We start from the raw sequence: 19,909 nt of genomic DNA, 5'->3' as shown, positions 1-19,909 counted from the left end.
CGCCAAGGGGGAATCAGCCGAGCGCTTCGTCCAGCGCGCGGCGCAGCGCGGTCACCTCTGCATTCAGCGCGATCAGCCGGTCGGGCGTCATGCCGCTGCGGGCGACAACGGTCGGGGCAAGGCACCCGGTCTCCGCCCAGCGGGTGCGGCCCGCCTCGGTCAGCCGGACGCGTACCTGCCGCTCGTCCTCCGGATTGCGCGCACGCACGACCAGCCCGGCAGCCTCCATCCGCTTGGCGAGCGGGGTGATCGTGCTCGGCTCCAGCGACAACCGCTCGGCGATCGCTCCGATGGTCAGCCCTTCGTCCGACTCGCTCAGCGTCAGCAGGACGAGGAACTGGGGATAGGTGATACCCATCCGGTCGAGCATCGGCTTGTACGTCCGGTTGATCGCGATCGTCGCGGCATAGAGCGAGAAGCACAGCTGTTCGTCGAGGGGCAGGGGGGTGTCCATGCGGCGGGCATAGCATGAATGATTGTCGCGATAAATAATTCTGGACAATCATGGTACGGCAGCCTAAATCGTTATCGCGATAAATAAATGGAGCATCCGCCATGTCCGTCGACGTCAAGTACAGCACCACCGCCACCGCCACCGGCGGTCGTGACGGCCATGCGCGCAGCGAGGACGGCCAATTCGACGTCAAGCTGTCGACCCCGCGCGAACTGGGCGGGGCCGGCGGTGACGGCAGCAACCCCGAGCAGCTGTTCGCGGCGGGCTATGCCGCCTGCTTCATCGGCGCGATGAAGGTCGCCGGGCAGCAGTTGGGCATCAAGGTGCCGAACGACGTTGCCGTCACCGCGACCGTCGGCATCGGCCCGCGCGCGCTCGGCGGGTTCGGCATCACCGCCGACCTGAAGGTGTCGGTGCCCGGCGTCGATCCGCAGCAGGCACAGGCGCTGGTCGATACCGCGCACGGCATCTGCCCCTATTCCAACGCGACGCGCGGCAATGTCGATGTAGGCCTGACGCTCGCCTGACCGTTCGACAGCGGCGACCGGCATCGCCTATGCCTTGCGTGAGCAGGACAGGAGATGCCGGTTGCCGATGATCCAGACGATGCGGTGGTTCGCTCCCTCGGGCACCGCGTCGCCGAACCATGTCGGGGCGGAGACGGCCGAGGCAGTCTCCGCCCCGCATGTCGTTTTCCTGCCCAGCCGCGGCGCATGACGACCATCGCCGATGTCGCGGCGCGCGCGGGCGTGTCGATCCGCACCGTGTCGCGCGTGCTCAACCGGTCGCCGCTGGTCAATGCCGCCACGCGTGAGCAGGTGGAGGCGGTGGTCGCCGCACTGCAATTCCGCCCCAGCGCGCGGGCGCGCGGGCTGGCGACCGGGCGGTCGTTCCTGCTCGGGCTGGTGCATAACGATCGCAATGCGCTGGTGCTCGATCCGCTGCAGCGTGGAATCGTCGGCGCGGCGGCGGGGCGCGGCTATGAACTGGTGGTCCATCCGGTCGCACCGGGTGGTGGCGATCCGGTGGCCGACGTCCTCGATTTCGCGGGCCGGTCGCGGGTCGATGGCATGGTCGTCGTGCCGCCGGTGTCGGCGATCGACGGCGTGGCCGATGCCCTTGGCCGAATGGGGGTACCGGCGGTCGCGCTCTCTTCGGTGGCACTCGCGGGCTATTGCGCGGTGCTGGTGTCCGATGAGCGGGGTGCGGCGCAAGGGGTGGCCGACCATCTGGTGGCGCTCGGCCATCGCCGCATCGCGCTCCTGTCCGGTCCTGCCGGCGCCCCCTCCGCACAGGAACGGCGCGCCGGATTCGTCGCCGGGCTGGCCCGCCATGGCCTGTCGCTCGCCGATATGGCGGAGGGGGATTACGGCTTCGACAGCGGCGTGGCGGCGGCGACCCGGCTGCTGGCATCCGATCCGCACCCGACGGCGATCTTCGCCGCGAACGACGTAATGGCGGCGGCGGTGCTGAAGGTCGCCGCCGGTCTGGAGATGGCCGTGCCGGGCGACCTGTCGGTGGTCGGGTTCGACGGCAGCATGCTGGCACGGATGCTGACCCCGGCGCTGACCACGGTGCATCGCCCGATCGCCGATATGGCGGCGGCGGTCACGACGCGGCTGATCGACCGGATCGAGGGGGTGGCCGACGACGCGCCGCTATCGACCACGCTGTCGCTGTCGATCGGCGGGTCGTGCGGCCCGGTCAGGCGCGGATAAGGTCGAGGAAGCGGATCGCCGCGCGATATTCCGCCGCGTGCACGGCACGGGTTTGGGCGGCCAGCGTGTCTTCGCCCCATTGCTCGATCTGCCAGTCCTCGTCGACATGGGTCGCGGCCCACGCGGCATCGGCATCGATCGCGCGCTCGACCAACGCCAGCCCCAGCAGCAGCGATCCCGTCAGCGATACGATCGGCGACAGCGGCGCCAGCGTCCACGGCGACAGCGCGACCACCGCCTCGCGCAGCCGAGCCAGCGTTCGCGGCGGCTGTTCGACCGGCATCACGCCATCGGTGATGGTGAAATCGACGCCGTACCGCCCGCGCGCCCAGTCGAGCACCGGGTCCCACGCCGCTGCCTGCCGCTCCGCCAGCGGCCCCGGTTCGGCGCGGTAGCACAGCAGGTCGCTGCCGCCATACACCGCGATACCGCCGGCAAAGGTCGGGGCGTCGGGGGCGATCCGTTCGATCGCGGCGTTGGCGAGTCCGGTCAGCGGCATCGCGCGCGGGTCGATCGTCTCGCCCACCGCGCGCCATTCGTCGGCAATCGCCTCGCCCAGTGCGGGTAACGGCACGACCAGCGGCAGCCGCCCCGGCGTACGCACCGGCCGTCCGTCGAGCGTGATGCCGCCTTCGCCCGTAACCGCAACGTCCTGCCAGAAACGCTTCACTTGCTGCGCCACTTCGCGGTCAGCCCACGCGGGACCACCGCCATGGCATAGAGCGCCGACAACACGATCGCCGCGCCCAGCACCCGCATCGCGGTATCGGGGGCGCGGGCCAGCACGATCAGGCCGAACACCGCGCCCATCGCGGTGGCGATGCGGATCGCGACCAGCGCGAGCCAGCGGTTGCGGGCGGTTTGGTCAGGGGTCATGGCAGGTCCAGCAGGGCAGGGAGCAGGGCGGCATCGTCGCACATCCGGTGTGCGCCGGCGGCGATCAGCGTATCGCGGTCGTGATAGCCCCAGCTGACACCGACCGCCCGCGTCCCCGCCGCGACGGCCATCGCCATGTCGAACCCGGTATCGCCGATCATCACCGTCGCTTCGGGCTGGGCGTTCGCTTCCGTCATTGCGGCATAGAGCATCGCCGGATGCGGCTTCGACGGGTGGCGGTCGGCGGTCTGCAGCGTCGTGAAATGCCGGGTGAGGCCATGATGGTCGAGCAGCAGCGCCAGCCCGCGATCCGACTTGCCGGTCGCCACCCCCAGCGTCCATCCGCCGTCGCGCAGCGCGGTCAGCGCATCGGCGATACCGGGGAACAGCGGCTCCTCGGCCAGCCGCCCATCGGTACGCATCGCCCTGAAATGGCGCTTATATCCTTCCGCCACCGCGTCGTGCAGGTCGGCATCGCTGTCGGGCACCAGCATCGCGACGGCTTGCGGCAGGCTCAATCCCACGATCCGCCGCACGTCGCGCGGGTCGGGTTCGGCCAGCCCCGCATCGGCAAAGGCAAGCGCCATCGCGAGACAGATATTCGCCTGCCCATCGGCCAGCGTCCCGTCGCAATCGAACACGGCGAGGCGGGTCATGCGTCGCGCGTCCATGCCGCCAGCGGATGGTCGCCCAGCGCTAGGGCGACGCGATCGCGCACCTCGGCCGGCTTGTTCTGGCCCAGCTTGGTGGTGCCGCGCCACGCGGTCGGGATCAGTTCGAAGCCGGTGATCGCGCCGAACAACCCTTCCGCCTTTCGCGGGTCCATGGCGGCAACCGACCATTTTGGTTCGGCTTCGTACTTGTCGGCCATCGCGTCGACCTGTTCGCGCAACCCTGCGCGGTCGATCGGCTGGACGATGCCCTCCACCTCGACCGACACATAGTTCCAGGTCGGCACCGCATCCGGCCCGGTGTCGTACCAGCGCGGCGAGATATAGGCGTGCGGTCCCTGCGCCACGAACAGCGCGGTCGCCCCCGCCAGATGCGGCGTCATCGCATTGCGCCGCCCCAGATGGAACCGCAGCGTGCCATCCGCCATCGACACCACCGGCACCTGTGCCACGCGCGGGCCGTCGGGCGTGGTCGCGAACAGCATGCCGAACCCTTCGTCCTGGACGAACGCCCGTGCCGCATCCTCGCCCATCCGAAAGGTCGCGTCGGGGTGCATCAGTCGCGCTGGCCCCGCGACCGCCGTTCGCCGCGCCGTTCCTTGCGATAATTCTTGGCGTGCGCCTTCGCCTTGGCCTTCAGGTCGGCCTTGGTCACCGGCGGCGGCGCATCATCGATCATGGCATTGCCGAGGCTCATGTCGAAGCCCAGCAGCTCGATGCTCTCGGCAAAGTGCGGCGGCAGTTCGGCGGTCACGTCGACCTGTCCGCCATCGGGATGGTCGATGCGGATGCGGCGCGCGTGCAGGTGCATCTTGCGGCTGACCCCGCCGGTCAGGAAGGCGGCCTGCCCGCCATATTTGCCGTCGCCGACGATCGGGTGGCCGATCGCCGACATGTGTACGCGCAGCTGGTGGGTGCGCCCGGTGAACGGCTGCAACTCGACCCAGGCGGCGCGATTGCCGACCCGTTCGATCACGCGGTAGCGCGACCGGGCGGGCTGGCCCTCCTCCTCGTCGACATGCATTTTCTCGCCGCCGGTGCCCGGCTGTTTGGCGATCGGCAGGTCGATGATGCCGTCCGAGATATCGGGAATGCCGACGACCAGCGCCCAATAGACCTTCTTGGCCGTCCGCCCCGAAAACGACTTGGCAAAGAACGCCGCCGCCCGCGCGGTGCGCGCGATCAGCAGTGCGCCCGACGTGTCCTTGTCCAGCCGGTGGACCAGCTTCGGCCGGCTCTCGCCATCGAATTGCAGCGCGTCGAGCAGCCCGTCGACATGGTCGTGGGTCTTGGTCCCGCCCTGTGTCGCAAGGCCCGGCGGCTTGTTCAGCACGATCGCCTGTTTGTCGCGGTGGATGACCATCTCTTGCGCGAACGCGGTCTGTTCTGCCGACAGCGGCGCGCGCTCGGCCTTGGGCTTGGGTTGCGCCACGATCGCCGATTCGGGCGGCGGCACGCGTAGTACCTGGCCGGCGCTCAGGCGCGCACCAGGCTGGGCACGCCCGCCATCGATGCGCAGCTGCCCAGTGCGGGCCCAGCGCGACACGATGTTGAAGCTGGTGTCGGGCAGATGCCGCTTGAACCAGCGGTCCAGCCGGATGCCGTCGTCGTCGGCCCCGACCGTGAATTGCCGAACGTCGTTGTCGCTCATGCCGCACCCCGTGTCATCGAAAGGCCGGCGAACAGCGCGACGCCTGCACCGATCACCGACAGCAACGCATAGCCCAGCCCCTGGGCCAGTGCACCGCGTTCGATCATGTTGACCAGATCGAGCGAAAAGGCGGAAAAGGTCGTGAACCCGCCCAGCACCCCGACGCCCAGTGCCAGCCGCACCTGTTCGTTGCCGCCACTCCGGGCGAGGATGCCGACCAGCAGCCCCATCGCCAGCCCGCCGATCAGGTTGACGCCCAGCGTCCCCCAGGGATAGCCGGGGCCAAAGGTCGTGAGCGTCCAGCGCCCGAAGAGATGTCGCAAGCCGGCGCCGATCGCGCCGCCGGCCATGACGATAAAGAGATTTCCCATGATCGGCTGTCGCCTAGCCGATTGCGGCGCGCGATGAAACCGTCGTGCTGCGCCCGATCCAGCCGGCGGCCTGCAACCCCTCCATCTGTCCCCGCGCGACCGGGGCCTCGATTCCGCCGGTCAGCAGCAGGCGGACGTTGCGCCCGTCGCGCGCGGTGCCGGTCACATGGCCGCGCGCGACCCACCAGCTGCGATGCACCTGCGCACCGTCGATACCGCCCAGTTCGGCCACCGCGTCGCGCATCCGCATCAGGATCAGCGTCGACCCGGCGGGGGTATGCGCGCGGACATAGTGATCCTCCATCTCCAGCGCGATCAGGTCGCGGCCGAGATGCGCGGGCAGCCGGTCGAGAAACGGCGGTGTCGGCGTGGAGGGGGCTGGCTGCGGCTCGACCGCCTCGACCATCGCCGGCCGCCGCCGGGCGCGACCGAACCAGAAGATCGAGGTGATCGCCGACCCCAGGATCAGCACGTTGGCATAGCGCGCCAGCCACCCCTGCGCCGTGGGCAGGTGCAGCGGCTGCCACATTCCGTCGACTGCCCAGGCGACGACCGTCATCGGCACCGTCGCGACGATACAGGCCGCGACCCACAGCGCCGCCTCCGGCAACGCCAGCCTCCCGGCCAGTCGCGTGGCGACCACCGTCGCGGGCAGATACAGCGCATAGCCGGCGAGCGTGATGCTCAGCCAATAGCCCAGCCGCACCGCGAACGGCATGCCGAAGCTGCCGAACGGCCCCAGCACCGCCAGCAGCAATCCGACCACCGTCATGATGGTCAGGTCGATCAGCAATCGGCGGGCATCGGGCATGGGCGGCTCGGTATGGAGGGTGCCGCTCCCGATAGCGCGCCCGCCGGCGATTGGCACGCCCGGTCTGTCGGCCCCTGCCATTTCACGTATCGCGAACGGGCAAGGCGGACGATCCACGACGCGGCGGGCACGATCCACGCAGATCGCCTTGCGGGCGAAGCGCGTGGCGGCAGGAGGGGAGCAACATCGAACCACAGGAACTGCCGATCATGTCCGCACCCGCCCCGACCGCCGCCCGCCCGACCGACGTCTCGCCCGCCCTGCGCGGGGTGATGGTGGCGAGCGGTGGTGCGCTCGGCCTGCTCAGCATCCTCGCGCTGGTCCGTGCGGCGACCGGCATCGCCCCGACCGCACCGGCGGCGCATGACGTGGCGGTCGCCGTGCACCTGATGAGCGTGCTGCCCGCCATTCCGCTCGGCCTCTACATCCTGCTGACGCGCAAGGGCGGGGCGCGGCACCGGCTGCTGGGCAAGGTCTGGATGGCACTGATGGCGTCGACCGCGATCAGCGCGTTCTTCATCCGGGTGCTGAACCATGGCAGCCTGTCGTGGATTCACATCTTCGTGCCGGTGACGCTGGTCGCCGCATGGGTCGCAATCGCCGCGGCGCGCGCGGGCGACATTCCCCGGCATCGCCGCCGGCTGGTCGCCATGTTCCTGGGGGCGATGGTCATTCCGGGCCTGTTCGCCTTCACGCCGGGGCGGGTCATGGCGATTTGGGCGTTCGGATGATCGCCGCCCCTTGCTGGGAGCGGTAGCAATCGTTATTAATTGTTGCGATGCACAACGACGCCGCACCCGAGTCCGCGACCGATACCGCAACCGAAGAGTTGCGTGCGTCGCTCAGCGACATCATCCGCTTCGCCCTGATGCAGCGGATCTGCCTGTCGGTGCGCTATAACAACATGGACATGATCCTCGCGCCGCACATGCTGTGGACCAAGCATGGCGACTTGCATGTCGATGCGGTGACCGTCGAACGCGCGGGCAGCCCGCCGAAAATCTTCAAGATCGGCACGTTCAAGCTGCTCGGCCTCGGCAATGTCGCCCTGACCTCGCGGACCTTCGATCCGCAGCCCGAATTCGATCCCGCCGATTCCAAATATGCCGAGGCCCCGGTCGCGTCGGTTGAGCGCTAGGCGGTAACGCGCCCGGCCCGGCACAATCGCTTGCACATCCCCGCCGCCGGGGCCATGGACCGCGCGAGCCGGGGTCGCGTCGGGCGGCGCCAAGCAGCAGGCGGACGAAACACCAGTGACCAGCATCGGTATCTTCGGATGGCAGGGCCGGATGGGACGCGCGATCGGGCAGGAGATCGAACGCGTCGGCGAAACGCTCGCCGGCGGGGTCGATCAGGGCGGTGATCCGGCCGAGCTGGCGGCGCGGGCCGACGTACTGGTCGATTTCTCCTCCCCCAACGCCCTTGCCGCCAACCTCGCCGCCGCGCGCAGCTGGGGCACGCCGATCGTCATCGGCACCACCGGTCTCAACGACCGCCATCACGCGATGATCGACGAAGCCGCGGCCAAGGTCGCGGTGCTGCAGACCGGGAACACCTCGCTCGGCATCGCGCTCCTGTCGCGGCTGGTGCGCGATGCCGCCCGCCGGCTGGGGCCGGACTGGGATATCGAGATCGTAGAGAGCCATCACCGGCTGAAGGTCGACGCCCCGTCGGGCACCGCGCTGATGCTGGGCGATGCTGCGGCGGAGGGGATGGGCACCACCCTGGCGGATAGCGGCGTGATCGGCCGCGCCGGGCTGGTCGGTGCGCGTGCCGGCGGCACGATCGGCTTCGCCTCGCTGCGCGGTGGCACCATCGTCGGCGATCACCAGGTCGTGTTCGCGGGCGAGGGCGAGCGGATCGAACTCGGCCACCGCGCCGACGACCGCGCGCTGTTCGCCCGCGGTGCAGTGCGCGCCGCGCTGTGGCTGGCGAGCGCGCCGGCCGGCCGTTACACGATGGATGCGGTTCTGGGCGTTTGAAGAAGGCGGACGTCTTCGAATTTTTCCGGCGGCTGGCGGAGGACAATCCGCACCCGGAAACCGAGCTCGAATCGGTCAATGACTATACCCTGCTGGTCGCGGTCGCATTGTCGGCGCAGGCGACCGACATCGGCGTAAACAAGGCGACGCGCGCCCTGTTCGCCACCGTCGACACGCCCGAAAAGATGGTCGCGCTGGGCGTCGACGGCCTCAAGCAGCACATCCGCACCATCGGCCTGTTCAATACCAAGGCGAAGAACGTCATCGCCCTGTCCGAAGCGCTTATCGCCGACCATGACGGGCAGGTCCCGCCCGACCGCGCCGCCCTCGAAAAACTGCCGGGCGTCGGGCGCAAGACCGCGAATGTCGTCATGAACGTCGCGTTCGGTGCGGAGACGTTCGCGGTCGACACCCATATCTTTCGTGTCGGCAACCGCACCGGCCTGGCGCGCGGCAAGACGCCGAACGCGGTCGAATCGGTGCTCGACCGGGTGGTGCCGCAACCGTTCCGCCTGCACGCGCATCACTGGCTGATCCTGCACGGCCGCTATATCTGCAAGGCGCGGCGCCCCGAATGCTGGCGCTGCCCGGTCGCCGACCTGTGCGCGTTCAAACCGAAAACACCGGCGCCGAAGCAAAAGACGTCCGCGACCGACTGAAACGGCTGGCAATGCCGCGCGAGCTTTGCTAGGCGCGTGCCTCCACGGCCAAGCACCCGTAGCTCAGCTGGATAGAGCGCTGCCCTCCGAAGGCAGAGGCCAGGGGTTCGAATCCCTTCGGGTGCGCCAGTGGCGTTTCGATTTTGCTGCATGACAAGACCCGTGTCCGGCTGCGGGCGCGCCGCGATCGCCCGTTTGCAGCAGTGACGGCACCGATCGTCCGCCGGCTAGACCCGCTCCGCCTTGTTTACGGCATCCGCCGCGCGCAGCCCGGCGAGCAGCTTCATCAGATGCGCGGCGTCGCGGACCTCCACGTCGATGGTGTTGGTGTGGAAGGTCGTGTCGCGATTGTCGAGCCGCAGCCCGAGGATGTTGGCCTTGTGCCCGCCGATGACGGTCGCGACCGCGCCCAGCGCGCCGGGTTCGTTCTTCAGCGTGACGGCGATCCGCGCGGTCGCCCCCTCGGCATTGTCGCCCCAGGTCAGGTCGATCCAGTGATGCGGGTCGATCGATTCGATTTCGCCACAGCCGATCTCGTGCACCTCGAACCGACCCGCACCGCGCCGGATGCCGATGATGCGATCGCCCGGCACCGGGTGGCAGCAGGTGGCGAGGTCGTAGCCGACGCCGGCGGTCAGCCCCTTGATCTCGATCGGCGCGCGCTGCGCCGGGATCGGTTCGGCCTTCGGATCGGCGACGGCACCGGGCATGACCGCCTCCATCACCGCTTCCTCGGTCAGCTTGCCGCGCGCCAGCCCTTCGAACAGCTGCGCTTCCTCGGTCAGCTTCAGCCGCTTCAGTCCCTCGCCCAGCGCGTCGCTGGCCGGGGCGACGGGCAGGCGGGCGATCAACTCCTGATAGAGCTTGGTGCCCAGCGCCACCGTCTCGTCGCGCTCACGCAGGCGGATATAGCGGCGGATCGCGGCGCGGGCCTTGCCGGTGATCGCGAAGTTCAGCCAATTGGCCTGCGGGCGCTGCGCCTTCGACCGCAAAATCTGTACCTGGTCGCCGTTCTTCAGCTCGGTACGTAGCGGCACGACGCCGCCATTCACCTTCGCCCCGACTGCCTGGTCGCCCAGATCGGTGTGGACGGCATAGGCGAAGTCGATCGGCGTGGCGCCTTTGGGCAACTGGTGCAGCTCGCCCTTTGGCGTAAAGGCGAAGATGCGGTCGGCATACATCGCCATGCGGGTATGTTCGAGCAGCTCCTCCGGGCTTTCGGCATTGTCGAGAATCTCGACCAGATCGCGAATCCAGCGCACCTGCGTATCGGGACGCACCGCATCCTGTTTGTAGGCCCAGTGCGCCGCCAGCCCGAACTCGGCCTGCGCATGCATCTCGCGCGTGCGGATCTGCACCTCGATCCGCATATTCTCGGCATGGATGACGGCGGTGTGGAGCGACCGGTATCCGTTGCGCTTGGGCGTCGAGATATAGTCCTTGAAGCGACCCGGCACCATCGGCCAGCGGCGATGGATGATGCCCAGCGCCCGGTAGCATTCCTCCTCGCTATCGACGATCGCGCGGAATGCGATGATGTCGCTCAGCTGCTCCAGCGTGACATGCCGTTCCGACATTTTCCGCCAGATCGAATAGGGATGCTTGCGCCGGCCCGACACCTCGGCGGAGATGCCGTGGCGGTCAAGCATCGCCTTCAGGTCGCCGCCGATCTTGGTAACGCGGTCGCCGCCGCCGGCCTCGAGCTGTTCGAGGCGCAGCGTGATCGATTCATAGGCCTCGGGTTCGATCTCGCGAAATGCCAGCGTCTGCATTTCGTTCATGAACTCGTACATGCCGATCCGCTCGGCCAGCGGGGCATAGATATCCATCGTCTCGCGCGCGATCCGCTTGCGCTTCTCGGGCTTCGAAATGTGATGGAGCGTGCGCATGTTGTGCAGCCGGTCGGCCAGCTTCACCAGCAGCACGCGAATGTCGTCGGACATCGCCAGCAGGAACTTGCGCAGGTTCTCCGCGGCGCGCTCGTTCTCGGTCTGCGCCTCGATCTTGGATAGCTTCGTCACCCCCTCGACCAGCCGCGCGACATTGTCGCCGAACTTGGCCTGGATTTCCTCGTGGGTGGCGACGGTATCCTCGACCGTATCGTGCAGGATCGCGGTCGCGATCGTCTCGTCGTCGAGGTGCAGGTCGGTCAGGATGCCGGCCACCTCGATCGGGTGGCTGAAATACGGGTCGCCGGACGCCCGTTTCTGACTGCCATGCGCGTGCATCGAAAACACATAGGCGCGGTTCAGCAGCGCCTCGTTCGCATCGGGGTCATACGCCTTGACCCGCTCCACCAATTCATACTGCCGCAGCATGGAATCTAGATGGAGCGGGGCGGTCGTGCATTGCAACCGTTTTTAGCGCACATCACGCACTCTTGGCGCGAGCATTGCATTTGGCGAGCTGTTCGGCGGCAAATGCTTCGCCATTGGCGGTGAAGGCGGTGAGCATCCCCAGTTCCTTCGCGGCGAGCTGGCACATGGTCAGCGGGCTGCCCTCGGTCCGATTGGTGGTGCAGCGATCGCCCGCGCACTTCCACGGGGTGCTGCGCGTCATCATGCCCGCGATCGTCGGGGCGGTGGCCGGCACCGCGCTGTAGCCGCGCACCGGCTGGGCGGTGGCACCGACGGGCAGGGCGAGGGCGGCGGCGGCCAGCAGGACGAAGGTCTTCATGATGCGCGTCTCCAGCGATTCGATGGATCGGCAGCTAATATACATCGATGTAAGTTGCAAATGGCTATGTTTGCTGCATTTGCGAAAAACGTTGATTTCCCTTCGTGGCGCGGTTGGGCTAGACCGTATCCGATGACGACGACCCTCAGAGAACCGCTGCGCGAACTGGCCAACCGCTGCAGCCTGCCCGCCGCGCTGGAGGCGATGGGTGAACGCTGGTCGTTCCTGATCTTGCGTGGATCGTTCAACGGCCTGTGCCATTTCGAGGAATTCCAGTCGGAACTGGGTATTGCGCGCAACATCTTGGCCAACCGGCTGTCGCGGCTGGTCGGGCATGGCATTCTCGAACGGCGCGCGGTGGCGGCGGATCGGCGCAAGATCGAATATCGCCTGACCGAAAAGGGGCGGGCGCTGCTGCCAACGATGGTGGCGTTGCGCCAATGGGGCGAGCGGTGGGAAACCGGCGTCGCCGCGACCCCGATCCTGGTCGATGCACGCGACCGCCGCCCGATCGCGACGGTGGCGGTGCATAGCCATGACGGCCGGGTGCTGGACAAGTGCGACCTGCTCTGGGCGGTCGAAGAGGATGTCGTGCGCGACTGACCCCCGGGTCAGCCGGTGGCGGGCAGGGCGGCCGGGGCCGGTTCGCCGCTGTCCGGCGCAGCGTCCGCCGCCGGGTCGGGGCGATGCCCCCAGCGGACCAGCGACCAGGCGCGTTCGTGGAAATAGAAGAGCAGAATCTTGGTGAGGACCTCGGTCCCGGCGATCGCGCCGGCCAGCTTTGCCGACCCGGAAAAGAACAGCCCCAGCACGAAGGTATCGATCGATCCGACGGTGCGCCACGACACCGCCTTCACGAAGCTGCGCGGATGGCTCTCAAGACCTTTGAACAGGAACATGGGCGACACGACTCCGCCCGCGCGGGATGCCGGGCGCCATGGCGTGCGACAGTCGCGCGCCGCTGCGTAGCGAGGAAAATATGGGGCCGCGCAAGCAACACTTTGTCACAAAAGGCGGATGAGCATCAGCAGCAGCCCGAACATCGATGCCACCCAGACGAGGCTGCGGATATAGGGCACGCCGAACAGATAGAGCGGATGATAGACGATCCGCGCGGCGAACCACAGCAGCGCGCCCGTCGCGCCCAGCCCGCCGCTCCGCCCGCTGACGGCCAGCGCCAGCGCCAGCGCGATGAAGGCGGGGTAGGTTTCCTTGAAATTGTCGAGCGCGCGCTGCGCCCGGCCGGCCATCGCGCCCGTCGGATGCTGGTCGCCGTCGCGCGGGCCGGCGTTCCAGCCGACGCCCAGCTCGCGCGTCGCCAACTGCCCCTGCAGCATGATCGCGATCACCAGCAGCACGACCGACCAGCCGAGCAGGGTGAGTTCGAGGGGCAGGGTGGTCATCGGCGCGCTCCGTCAGGGGATGGGCGGTAAAGTGCCCGGCAGACCGGACGGTTCCGGCGCTCCGTCTTCGTCATTCCCACCTGCGCGGGAATGACGAAAATTGGCGTTACCCCGCGTTCCGCCCCGCCGGCGTATTGACCCCCATCGACTGGAGATATTTCTTCACGTTGCGCGCGGCCTGGCGCAGCCGCTGTTCGTTCTCGACCATGGCGATCCGGACATAGCCCTCGCCATTCTCGCCGTAACCCACACCCGGCGCGACCGCGACCTTGGCCTCGGTCAGCAGCTGCTTCGAAAACTCCAGCGACCCCAGATGCGCCAGCGCCGGCGGCAGCGGGGCCCACGCGAACATCGATGCGCGCGGGGAGGGAATGTCCCATCCGGCGCGGCCGAAGCTCTCGACCAGCACATCGCGACGCTTGTGATAGAGCTGGCGATTCTTCTCGACGATATCCTGCGGGCCGTTGAGCGCGGCGCACGCCGCCGCCTGGATCGGGGTGAACGCACCGTAATCGAGATACGACTTCACCCGCGTCATCGCCGCGATCAGCTTCTTGTTGCCGACGCCGAACCCCATCCGCCAGCCGGCCATCGAATAGGTCTTGCTGAGCGAGGTGAACTCGATCGCGACGTCCTTAGCCCCCGGCACCTGCAGGATCGACGGGGTGGGACAGCCGTCATAATATAGCTCGGAATAGGCGAGGTCGGAGATGACCCACAGCCCATGTTCCTTCGCGAATGCCACGACCCGTTCGTAAAAGGCGAGGTCGACGACCTCGGCGGTCGGGTTCGACGGATATCCCATCACCAGCACGCTGGGCTTCGGCACGGTGAACGCCATCGCGCGTTCGAGGCTCTCGAAATAATGCTCGTCGGGGGTCGTCGGCACCGCGCGGATCGTGGCGCCGGCAATGATGAAGCCGAACATGTGGATCGGATAGCTGGGATTGGGCGCAAGGATGACGTCGCCCGGTGCGGTGATCGCCGTGGCGAGGCTGGCCAGCCCCTCCTTCGACCCCATCGTCACCACGACCTCGCTGTCGGGATCGATGTCGACGCCGAAGCGGCGGCCGTAATAATTCGCCTGCGCCTTGCGCAGGCCCGGAATGCCGCGCGACTGCGAATAGCCGTGGGCCGACGGCTTGCGCGCGACCTCGACCAGCTTTTCGATGACATGCTCGGGCGGCGGCAGGTCGGGGTTGCCCATGCCGAGGTCGATAATGTCCTCGCCACCGGCACGCGCGGCCGCCCGCATCGCGTTCACTTCGGCGATGACATAGGGGGGCAGGCGCTTCATGCGGTAGAATTCGTCGGACATTCTCGTTCCTTTCACGGCGGTCCTTACGCTAGGAAGCAACTAACGGGTAGGCCTGCCTGCCTTCAGGAGAAGAAAATGACCGCCGAGTCGAACGTGCCGCCGGCCCCGCCGCCCGCCCCCGCCATGTCGCTGGAAGATCTGCAGCACTGGACTCAGATGCTGGGCCGCGCGCAGCAGATGATGCTCGAACAGGGCATCGACCTGTTGGAGCGAACCCCGGCGATCCCCGATCCGACCGGCATCCTGAAGGCGCAGAGCGATTTCTGGGCCGATACGATGAAGCTGTGGCAGCGCTTCCTCGACCCCGCCAATGCGATCCCGGTCGAGGAATCGCCCGAGCGTGCGCGCGACCGGCGGTTCAAGGCGAAGCAGTGGCATGACGACCCGCTGTTCGCGTTCATCCGCCAGAGCTATTTCCTGGTCGCCGACCATATGTTGAAAAGCGTCGATGCGCTCGACGGCGTGGAGCCCAAGCAGAAGGAGCAGCTGCGCTTCGCCACGCGCGGGCTGATCGACGCGATGAGCCCGACCAACTTCCCGGCGACCAATCCGCTGGTCGTCGAAAAGATCATCGAGACGCGCGGTGAAAATCTGCTGAAGGGCCTGCAGAACATGCTGGCCGACATGGCCAAGGGCCAGATGACGCAGAGCGATACCAGCGCGTTCGAACTGGGCCGCAACGTCGCGACCACGCCGGGCAAGGTGGTGAAGCGCACGCCGCTCTACGAACTGATCCACTATGCCCCGACGACCGAGAAGGTCGGGGCGATCCCGCTGCTGATCTTTCCGCCGTGGATCAACCGCTTCTACATCCTCGACCTGACGCCTGAGAAGAGCTTCATCCGCTGGGCGGTGGAGCAGGGCCTCAGCGTGTTCGTCGTGTCGTGGAAGTCGGCGGATGCGTCGATGAAGGACGTGACATGGGACGACTATGTCGTGCGTGGGCAGGTCGACGCGATCGACACGGTGCGCGAGTTGCTGGGCGTCGAATCGGTCCACACCATCGGCTATTGCGTGGCGGGCACGACGCTCGCTGCGACGCTGGCGCTGCTGACGGCACGGGGGGAGGCGGCAAAGGTCGCCACCGCCACCTTCTTCACCGCGCAGGTCGACTTTGCCGATGCCGGCGAATTGTCGCTGTTCGTCGATGATGAACAGCTGAAGATGATCCGGCAGGTGGGCAAGGACGGCTATCTCGACGGGCGCTACATGGCGGCGACGTTCAACCTGCTGCGCGGGCGCGACCTGATCTGGAACTATGTCACAAACAATTATCTGCTCGGCAACGACTATGCGCCGTTCGACCTGCTCCACTGGAATGCCGACGTTACCAACCTGCCGTCCAACTGGCATCTGGGCTATCTGACCGACCTCTACCGCGACAACCGGCTGGCGCAGCCCGGATCGATGACCGTCGACGGCGTGCCGATCGACCTGACCACGGTGAAGACCCCCGCCTATATCCAGGCCGGGCGCGAGGATCATATCGCCCCGCCCGAAAGCGTGTGGAAGGTGACCGAGCATTTCACCGGCCCCCTGCGCTTCGTCCTGGCCGGGTCGGGGCATATCGCAGGCGTGGTCAACCCGCCCTCGGCCGGGAAATATCATTATTGGACCAACGATGCGCCGGCGGACTCGCTGGCGGCGTTCGTCGCCGGCGCGTCGGAAACGAAGGGCAGCTGGTGGCCGGACTGGCGCAAATGGATCGCGGCGGCCGATGGCAAGACCGTTCCGGCCAAGGGCGCGCGCGTGCCCGGCAACGGCACCGCACCGGCACTGTGCGATGCACCCGGTGAGTATGTGCGAACGCGCTAAGTACCGGTAAAAACGTGCAGCATATTTATGTTGCGCTGCACAAAATCGCGTCTTGAAACGGTCATGGACTTCCGCTATTTGGTGCATCGCAGCAGCACTAGATGGAGGAAGTCCGAGTGGCCACGAGAGGTCCGAAGACCGGCGCGCGCAAGCCCGCCAGTTCCCGTTCCACCCGCCCGGTCGCGACCGCTCCGGTCGAGGCTGCCACGCCGGCCGTGCCCGTCGCCGAACCGGTGAAGGCAGACGTTCCGCCGGTGCCGTTCGTCGCCGAGCCGAAGCCCGCGCCGACCGAATTGCCTTTGAAGGTTGAACTACCCGCTATCGATCCCGCGCCCGTCGCGGAACCGGTGGCCAAGGCGGCGGAAGCCGTAGTCGAAACCGCGCAGAACGCGGTCGAGGAAACCACCGCGGCGGTCGAGACCGTGACCGCGCAAGTCGAGGAAAAGACCATGGACGTCACCAACGAAGCGACCGCCACCACCCAGAACGCCGCCAACAAGGCGCAGGCCTTCACGCAGGATGCCGCCGCCAAGGCGCAGGCGATGACCGCCGACTTCAACGAGAAGGCCAAGGCCGCCATGGAAAAGGGCGCCAAGGGCTTTGAGGAAATGAACGAGATGGCCAAGGGCAACATCGAAGCGATGGTCGAAGCCAGCCGCATCGCCGCCAAGGGCCTGGAATCGCTCGGCCAGGAAATGGCTGAATATGGCCGCAAGTCGTTCGAACACGCGACCTCGACCGCCAAGACGCTGGCGTCGGTCAAGTCGCCGACCGAGTTCATGAAGCTCCAGTCGGACTTCGTGCGCCAGTCGTTCGACTCGTTCGTCGCCGAAGCGTCGAAGACCACCGAAATGATGATCAAGCTCGCCGGCGACGCCGCGCAGCCGATCAGCAACCGCGTTGCGGTTGCCGCCGACAAGGTGAAGACCGTCGCATAAGCGACCGGTTCACTTTGACGGACAGGGAGGGCGATCGCGCGAGCGGTCGCCCTTTTTGCATCCACCGGGCGCGCAGGCGGGTTCGCACCCCCTTGCCCTGCCGCCCCGCAATGCCATATTTTGCGACGACATGTCTCGACAGCCCAGCATCCCGACGGCCGGTGACGACCGCGACCATGACGACGACCACGCGACCGGCCTCGGCGTCGCGACGCAGACCCGCGTCAAGAAACCGACGCCCTACCGCGTCCTGATGCTGAACGACGACTACACCCCGATGGAATTCGTCGTCCTCTGCCTCCAGCGCTTCTTCCGCATGAGCATGGAGGAAGCGACACGGGTGATGCTGCACGTTCACCAGCGTGGCGTCGGCGTCTGCGGCGTCTTCACCTACGAAGTGGCCGAGACGAAGGTCGCACAGGTGATGGACTTCGCCCGGCAGAACCAGCACCCGCTGCAATGCACGCTGGAGAAGGCTTGAGGCGACGGCCTGATCCTCTCCGGCACGGGGAGGGGCTTGCGACGACCGGTTGCACAACCGCCCGCACTGTCTAGGATTCGCCGGATGCAGATCGCGGTCCTGACCTTCGACGGGTTCAACGAACTCGATTCGTTCATCGCGGCGGGTATCCTCAACCGGATGCGGCCACAGGGCTGGAACGCGTACATCACCTCGCCGACCGAGGAAGTGACGTCGATGAACGGCGTCACCATCCGCCGCCAGCGTCCGCTTGCCTTCGCCCGCGATGCGGACGGGGTGCTGATCGGCAGCGGCATCCGCACGCGCGAGATCGCCGCCGATACCGAGCTGCTGGCCCAACTCGCGCTCGACCCCGCGCGCCAGCTGATCGGGGCGCAATGTTCGGGTACGCTGCTGCTGGCGAAGCTCGGCCTGATCGGCGACCTGCCCGCCTGCACCGACCTGACGACCAAGCCATGGGTCGTGGAGGCTGGCGTCGAGGTCATCGATGCGCCGTTCGTCGCACATGGCAATGTCGCCACCGCTGGCGGCTGCATGGCGTCGCAATATCTGGCGGCATGGATCATCGCGCGCGGCGGGTCGCTGGCCGATGCGGAGGCGGCGATCCATTATGTCGCGCCGGTTGGGGAAAAGGCGGCGTCGGTCGACCGCGCGCTTGGCGTGATCGCGCCCTTCGTGGCGGAGCAGGCGGCAGCGGCCTGATCCGCCACGCCCCTTGCGCGCCTTCGCGCACACAGTAGAAGCTGGCGCATGGATCGTATCGTCATTCGCGGCGGCAATCGCCTGTCCGGCCGCATCGTCATTTCCGGGGCCAAGAACGCAGCGCTGACGCTGCTCCCCTGCGCGCTGTTGACCGAGGAGCCGTTGACGCTGCGCAACCTGCCGCGGCTGGCCGACGTCGACAGCTTCGGCCACCTGCTCAACCAGTTCGGTGTGTCGACCACGATCGAGGGATCGCACCCGTCCGAGTTCGGCCGCGTGATGACGATGCGCGGCCAGCGGCTGACGTCGACCGTCGCTCCCTATGACATCGTGCGCAAGATGCGCGCGTCGATCCTCGTGCTCGGCCCGCTGGTCGCGCGCGCCGGTGAGGCGACCGTATCGCTGCCCGGCGGCTGCGCGATCGGCAACCGCCCGATCGACCTCCACCTCAAGGCACTGGAAGCCCTGGGCGCCGAGATCGAGCTGGCCGCGGGCTATGTAAAGGCGACCGCGCCGGGCGGGCGTCTCCCCGGCGGGCGCTATCGCTTCCCCGTCGTATCGGTCGGCGCGACCGAGAATGCGGTGATGGCCGCCGTGCTGGCCAAGGGGACCAGCGTCCTCGAAAACGCCGCGCGTGAGCCGGAAATCGTCGACCTGTGCCGCTGCCTCGTCGCGATGGGCGCGGTCATCGACGGTATCGGCAGTGACACGCTGACGATCGAGGGCCGCGACCGGCTCCACGGGGCGACCTATGCCGTCATGCCCGACCGGATCGAGGCGGGCAGCTATGCCTGTGCCGCCGCGATCACCGGCGGCGCGGTCGAACTGGCGAACGTCGTCCCCGGCGACATGCGCGCGACGATCGACGCGCTGGTCGAGGCGGGCGTCGCGGTGCGCGAGGAAGCGACCTCGCTGTTCGTCGAGGCGAGCGGCCCGATCCGCCCAGTCAACCTGTCGACCGCGCCCTATCCGGGGTTCGCCACCGACATGCAGGCGCAGTTCATGGCGCTGCTGGCCCGTGCCGATGGCGCCAGCGTCCTGACCGAGACGATTTTTGAAAACCGCTACATGCACGTTCCCGAACTGGCGCGGATGGGGGCGGACATCACCGTCACCGGCCGGTCGGCGGTGGTGCGCGGCGTCGATTCTCTTGTCGGCGCGCCGGTGATGGCGACCGACCTGCGCGCGTCGATGAGCCTCATCATCGCCGGCCTGGCGGCCGAGGGCGAGACGTCGGTCAGCCGCGTCTACCACCTCGATCGCGGCTATGAGCGGCTGGAGGAAAAGCTGCAGGCGGTCGGTGCGGATATCGAACGGCTGGGCGACGGCTGAGCTTGAACTGCCGCTTATTGTCGGACTATATCTCCTCCCAACAGACCGGAC

Annotated in this window: 26 protein-coding genes and 1 tRNA gene; 14 read left to right on the top strand and 13 right to left on the bottom strand. The window is 67.5% G+C overall.

The genetic code is table 11. The features are described 5' to 3' along the window. Positions 1-13: 13 nt before the first annotated feature. Positions 14-454 carry a MarR family winged helix-turn-helix transcriptional regulator gene (locus ASE67_RS13410; RefSeq protein ID WP_055762264.1) on the bottom strand — a complete coding sequence of 147 codons (441 nt, stop codon included), beginning with the start codon at positions 452-454 and terminating at the stop codon, positions 14-16. A gap of 101 nt (positions 455-555) precedes the next feature. Here ASE67_RS13410 and ASE67_RS13405 point away from each other — a divergent pair, with 101 nt between their 5' ends. From ASE67_RS13405 to ASE67_RS13400, 3 genes are all read left to right on the top strand, one after another. After that, entirely contained in the window at positions 556-981 is a 426-nt protein-coding gene (locus ASE67_RS13405; protein ID WP_055762261.1) for an organic hydroperoxide resistance protein, read from the top strand. Between the two features lie 67 nt (positions 982-1,048). Then, positions 1,049-1,171, top strand: a complete 123-nt coding sequence (locus tag ASE67_RS18750; RefSeq protein WP_268795376.1) for a hypothetical protein — start codon at positions 1,049-1,051, stop codon at positions 1,169-1,171. Further along, a complete protein-coding gene (locus ASE67_RS13400; protein ID WP_055762258.1) occupies positions 1,168-2,172 on the top strand; it encodes a LacI family DNA-binding transcriptional regulator in 1,005 nt (334 codons plus the stop codon). Before ASE67_RS18750 ends, ASE67_RS13400 begins: the two co-directional genes overlap by 4 nt. On the opposite strand, the gene ASE67_RS13395 is transcribed toward ASE67_RS13400, so the two are convergent. The 7 genes from ASE67_RS13395 to ASE67_RS13365 are packed head-to-tail and all read right to left on the bottom strand — an operon-like array spanning position 2,159 to position 6,552. Next, positions 2,159-2,842, bottom strand: a complete 684-nt coding sequence (locus ASE67_RS13395; protein ID WP_055762255.1) for an ATP12 family chaperone protein — start codon at positions 2,840-2,842, stop codon at positions 2,159-2,161. The two genes, ASE67_RS13400 and ASE67_RS13395, sit on opposite strands and share 14 nt — an antisense overlap. After that, a complete protein-coding gene (locus ASE67_RS13390) occupies positions 2,839-3,048 on the bottom strand; it encodes a hypothetical protein (protein ID WP_055762250.1) in 210 nt (69 codons plus the stop codon). Before ASE67_RS13390 ends, ASE67_RS13395 begins: the two co-directional genes overlap by 4 nt. Then, positions 3,045-3,704, bottom strand: a complete 660-nt coding sequence (locus ASE67_RS13385; protein ID WP_055762909.1) for an HAD-IA family hydrolase — start codon at positions 3,702-3,704, stop codon at positions 3,045-3,047. Before ASE67_RS13385 ends, ASE67_RS13390 begins: the two co-directional genes overlap by 4 nt. Next, positions 3,701-4,276, bottom strand: a complete 576-nt coding sequence (locus ASE67_RS13380; RefSeq protein ID WP_055762247.1) for an FMN-binding negative transcriptional regulator — start codon at positions 4,274-4,276, stop codon at positions 3,701-3,703. The genes ASE67_RS13385 and ASE67_RS13380 overlap by 4 nt, the downstream gene beginning before the upstream one ends. Next, positions 4,276-5,370, bottom strand: coding sequence for an RluA family pseudouridine synthase (locus ASE67_RS13375; RefSeq protein WP_055762243.1), 1,095 nt, complete (start codon positions 5,368-5,370; stop codon positions 4,276-4,278). Before ASE67_RS13375 ends, ASE67_RS13380 begins: the two co-directional genes overlap by 1 nt. Continuing rightward, on the bottom strand, positions 5,367-5,741 hold the full coding sequence (locus tag ASE67_RS13370) for a CrcB family protein (protein ID WP_200922227.1): 375 nt from the start codon (positions 5,739-5,741) through the stop codon (positions 5,367-5,369). Before ASE67_RS13370 ends, ASE67_RS13375 begins: the two co-directional genes overlap by 4 nt. A gap of 13 nt (positions 5,742-5,754) precedes the next feature. Then, on the bottom strand, positions 5,755-6,552 hold the full coding sequence (locus ASE67_RS13365) for a LytTR family DNA-binding domain-containing protein (protein WP_055762237.1): 798 nt from the start codon (positions 6,550-6,552) through the stop codon (positions 5,755-5,757). 209 nt (positions 6,553-6,761) lie between these two features. Here ASE67_RS13365 and ASE67_RS13360 point away from each other — a divergent pair, with 209 nt between their 5' ends. From ASE67_RS13360 to ASE67_RS13340, 5 genes are all read left to right on the top strand, one after another. Beyond that, positions 6,762-7,283: a DUF2306 domain-containing protein gene (locus tag ASE67_RS13360; protein WP_055762234.1), complete on the top strand. Its 522-nt coding sequence runs from the start codon at positions 6,762-6,764 to the stop codon at positions 7,281-7,283. Positions 7,284-7,330: 47 nt separating this feature from the next. Beyond that, a complete protein-coding gene (locus ASE67_RS13355; protein ID WP_235511906.1) occupies positions 7,331-7,690 on the top strand; it encodes a hypothetical protein in 360 nt (119 codons plus the stop codon). Between the two features lie 115 nt (positions 7,691-7,805). Then, entirely contained in the window at positions 7,806-8,534 is a 729-nt protein-coding gene (gene dapB / locus ASE67_RS13350) for a 4-hydroxy-tetrahydrodipicolinate reductase (RefSeq protein WP_055762233.1), read from the top strand. Next, positions 8,531-9,193: an endonuclease III gene (gene nth / locus ASE67_RS13345; RefSeq protein WP_055762230.1), complete on the top strand. Its 663-nt coding sequence runs from the start codon at positions 8,531-8,533 to the stop codon at positions 9,191-9,193. Before dapB ends, nth begins: the two co-directional genes overlap by 4 nt. A 52-nt stretch (positions 9,194-9,245) precedes the next feature. After that, positions 9,246-9,322: transfer RNA gene (locus ASE67_RS13340), tRNA-Arg, on the top strand. Between the two features lie 98 nt (positions 9,323-9,420). On the opposite strand, the gene ASE67_RS13335 is transcribed toward ASE67_RS13340, so the two are convergent. Beyond that, a complete protein-coding gene (locus ASE67_RS13335; protein ID WP_055762227.1) occupies positions 9,421-11,511 on the bottom strand; it encodes a RelA/SpoT family protein in 2,091 nt (696 codons plus the stop codon). Positions 11,512-11,563: 52 nt separating this feature from the next. After that, entirely contained in the window at positions 11,564-11,869 is a 306-nt protein-coding gene (locus tag ASE67_RS13330; protein WP_156348617.1) for a CC_3452 family protein, read from the bottom strand. A gap of 132 nt (positions 11,870-12,001) precedes the next feature. Between ASE67_RS13330 and ASE67_RS13325 the strand changes: the two genes are divergently transcribed. Continuing rightward, entirely contained in the window at positions 12,002-12,472 is a 471-nt protein-coding gene (locus ASE67_RS13325; protein WP_055762221.1) for a winged helix-turn-helix transcriptional regulator, read from the top strand. 8 nt (positions 12,473-12,480) lie between these two features. Here the strand turns inward: ASE67_RS13325 and ASE67_RS13320 are convergent, their stop codons facing one another. The 3 genes from ASE67_RS13320 to ASE67_RS13310 all read right to left on the bottom strand — a co-directional run bounded on the left by ASE67_RS13320 (position 12,481) and on the right by ASE67_RS13310 (position 14,590). After that, the gene (locus tag ASE67_RS13320; RefSeq protein WP_055762218.1) at positions 12,481-12,768 is read right to left on the bottom strand and encodes a DUF2061 domain-containing protein; all 288 of its coding nucleotides are present in this window, start codon (positions 12,766-12,768) and stop codon (positions 12,481-12,483) included. 105 nt (positions 12,769-12,873) lie between these two features. Further along, positions 12,874-13,272 (bottom strand): MAPEG family protein, encoded by a 399-nt coding sequence (locus ASE67_RS13315; RefSeq protein ID WP_055762215.1) that lies wholly within the window; start codon positions 13,270-13,272, stop codon positions 12,874-12,876. A gap of 106 nt (positions 13,273-13,378) precedes the next feature. After that, entirely contained in the window at positions 13,379-14,590 is a 1,212-nt protein-coding gene (locus tag ASE67_RS13310) for an LL-diaminopimelate aminotransferase (protein WP_055762212.1), read from the bottom strand. Positions 14,591-14,665: 75 nt separating this feature from the next. Between ASE67_RS13310 and ASE67_RS13305 the strand changes: the two genes are divergently transcribed. The 5 genes from ASE67_RS13305 to murA all read left to right on the top strand — a co-directional run bounded on the left by ASE67_RS13305 (position 14,666) and on the right by murA (position 19,858). Next, positions 14,666-16,405, top strand: coding sequence for a PHA/PHB synthase family protein (locus tag ASE67_RS13305; RefSeq protein WP_055762209.1), 1,740 nt, complete (start codon positions 14,666-14,668; stop codon positions 16,403-16,405). Between the two features lie 116 nt (positions 16,406-16,521). Beyond that, on the top strand, positions 16,522-17,343 hold the full coding sequence (phaP, locus tag ASE67_RS13300; RefSeq protein WP_055762206.1) for a phasin family protein: 822 nt from the start codon (positions 16,522-16,524) through the stop codon (positions 17,341-17,343). 130 nt (positions 17,344-17,473) lie between these two features. Then, on the top strand, positions 17,474-17,824 hold the full coding sequence (gene clpS / locus ASE67_RS13295) for an ATP-dependent Clp protease adapter ClpS (RefSeq protein ID WP_082457132.1): 351 nt from the start codon (positions 17,474-17,476) through the stop codon (positions 17,822-17,824). 84 nt (positions 17,825-17,908) lie between these two features. After that, positions 17,909-18,526 carry a DJ-1/PfpI family protein gene (locus ASE67_RS13290; RefSeq protein ID WP_055762203.1) on the top strand — a complete coding sequence of 206 codons (618 nt, stop codon included), beginning with the start codon at positions 17,909-17,911 and terminating at the stop codon, positions 18,524-18,526. Between the two features lie 48 nt (positions 18,527-18,574). Continuing rightward, positions 18,575-19,858, top strand: coding sequence for a UDP-N-acetylglucosamine 1-carboxyvinyltransferase (murA, locus tag ASE67_RS13285; RefSeq protein ID WP_055762200.1), 1,284 nt, complete (start codon positions 18,575-18,577; stop codon positions 19,856-19,858). Positions 19,859-19,909 lie beyond the last annotated feature (51 nt).

This window comes from Sphingomonas sp. Leaf23 (assembly GCF_001421585.1).
In the GTDB taxonomy this organism is placed as follows: Bacteria; Pseudomonadota; Alphaproteobacteria; order Sphingomonadales; family Sphingomonadaceae; genus Sphingomonas.
This window is presented reverse-complemented; position numbering and strand designations above follow the sequence as displayed.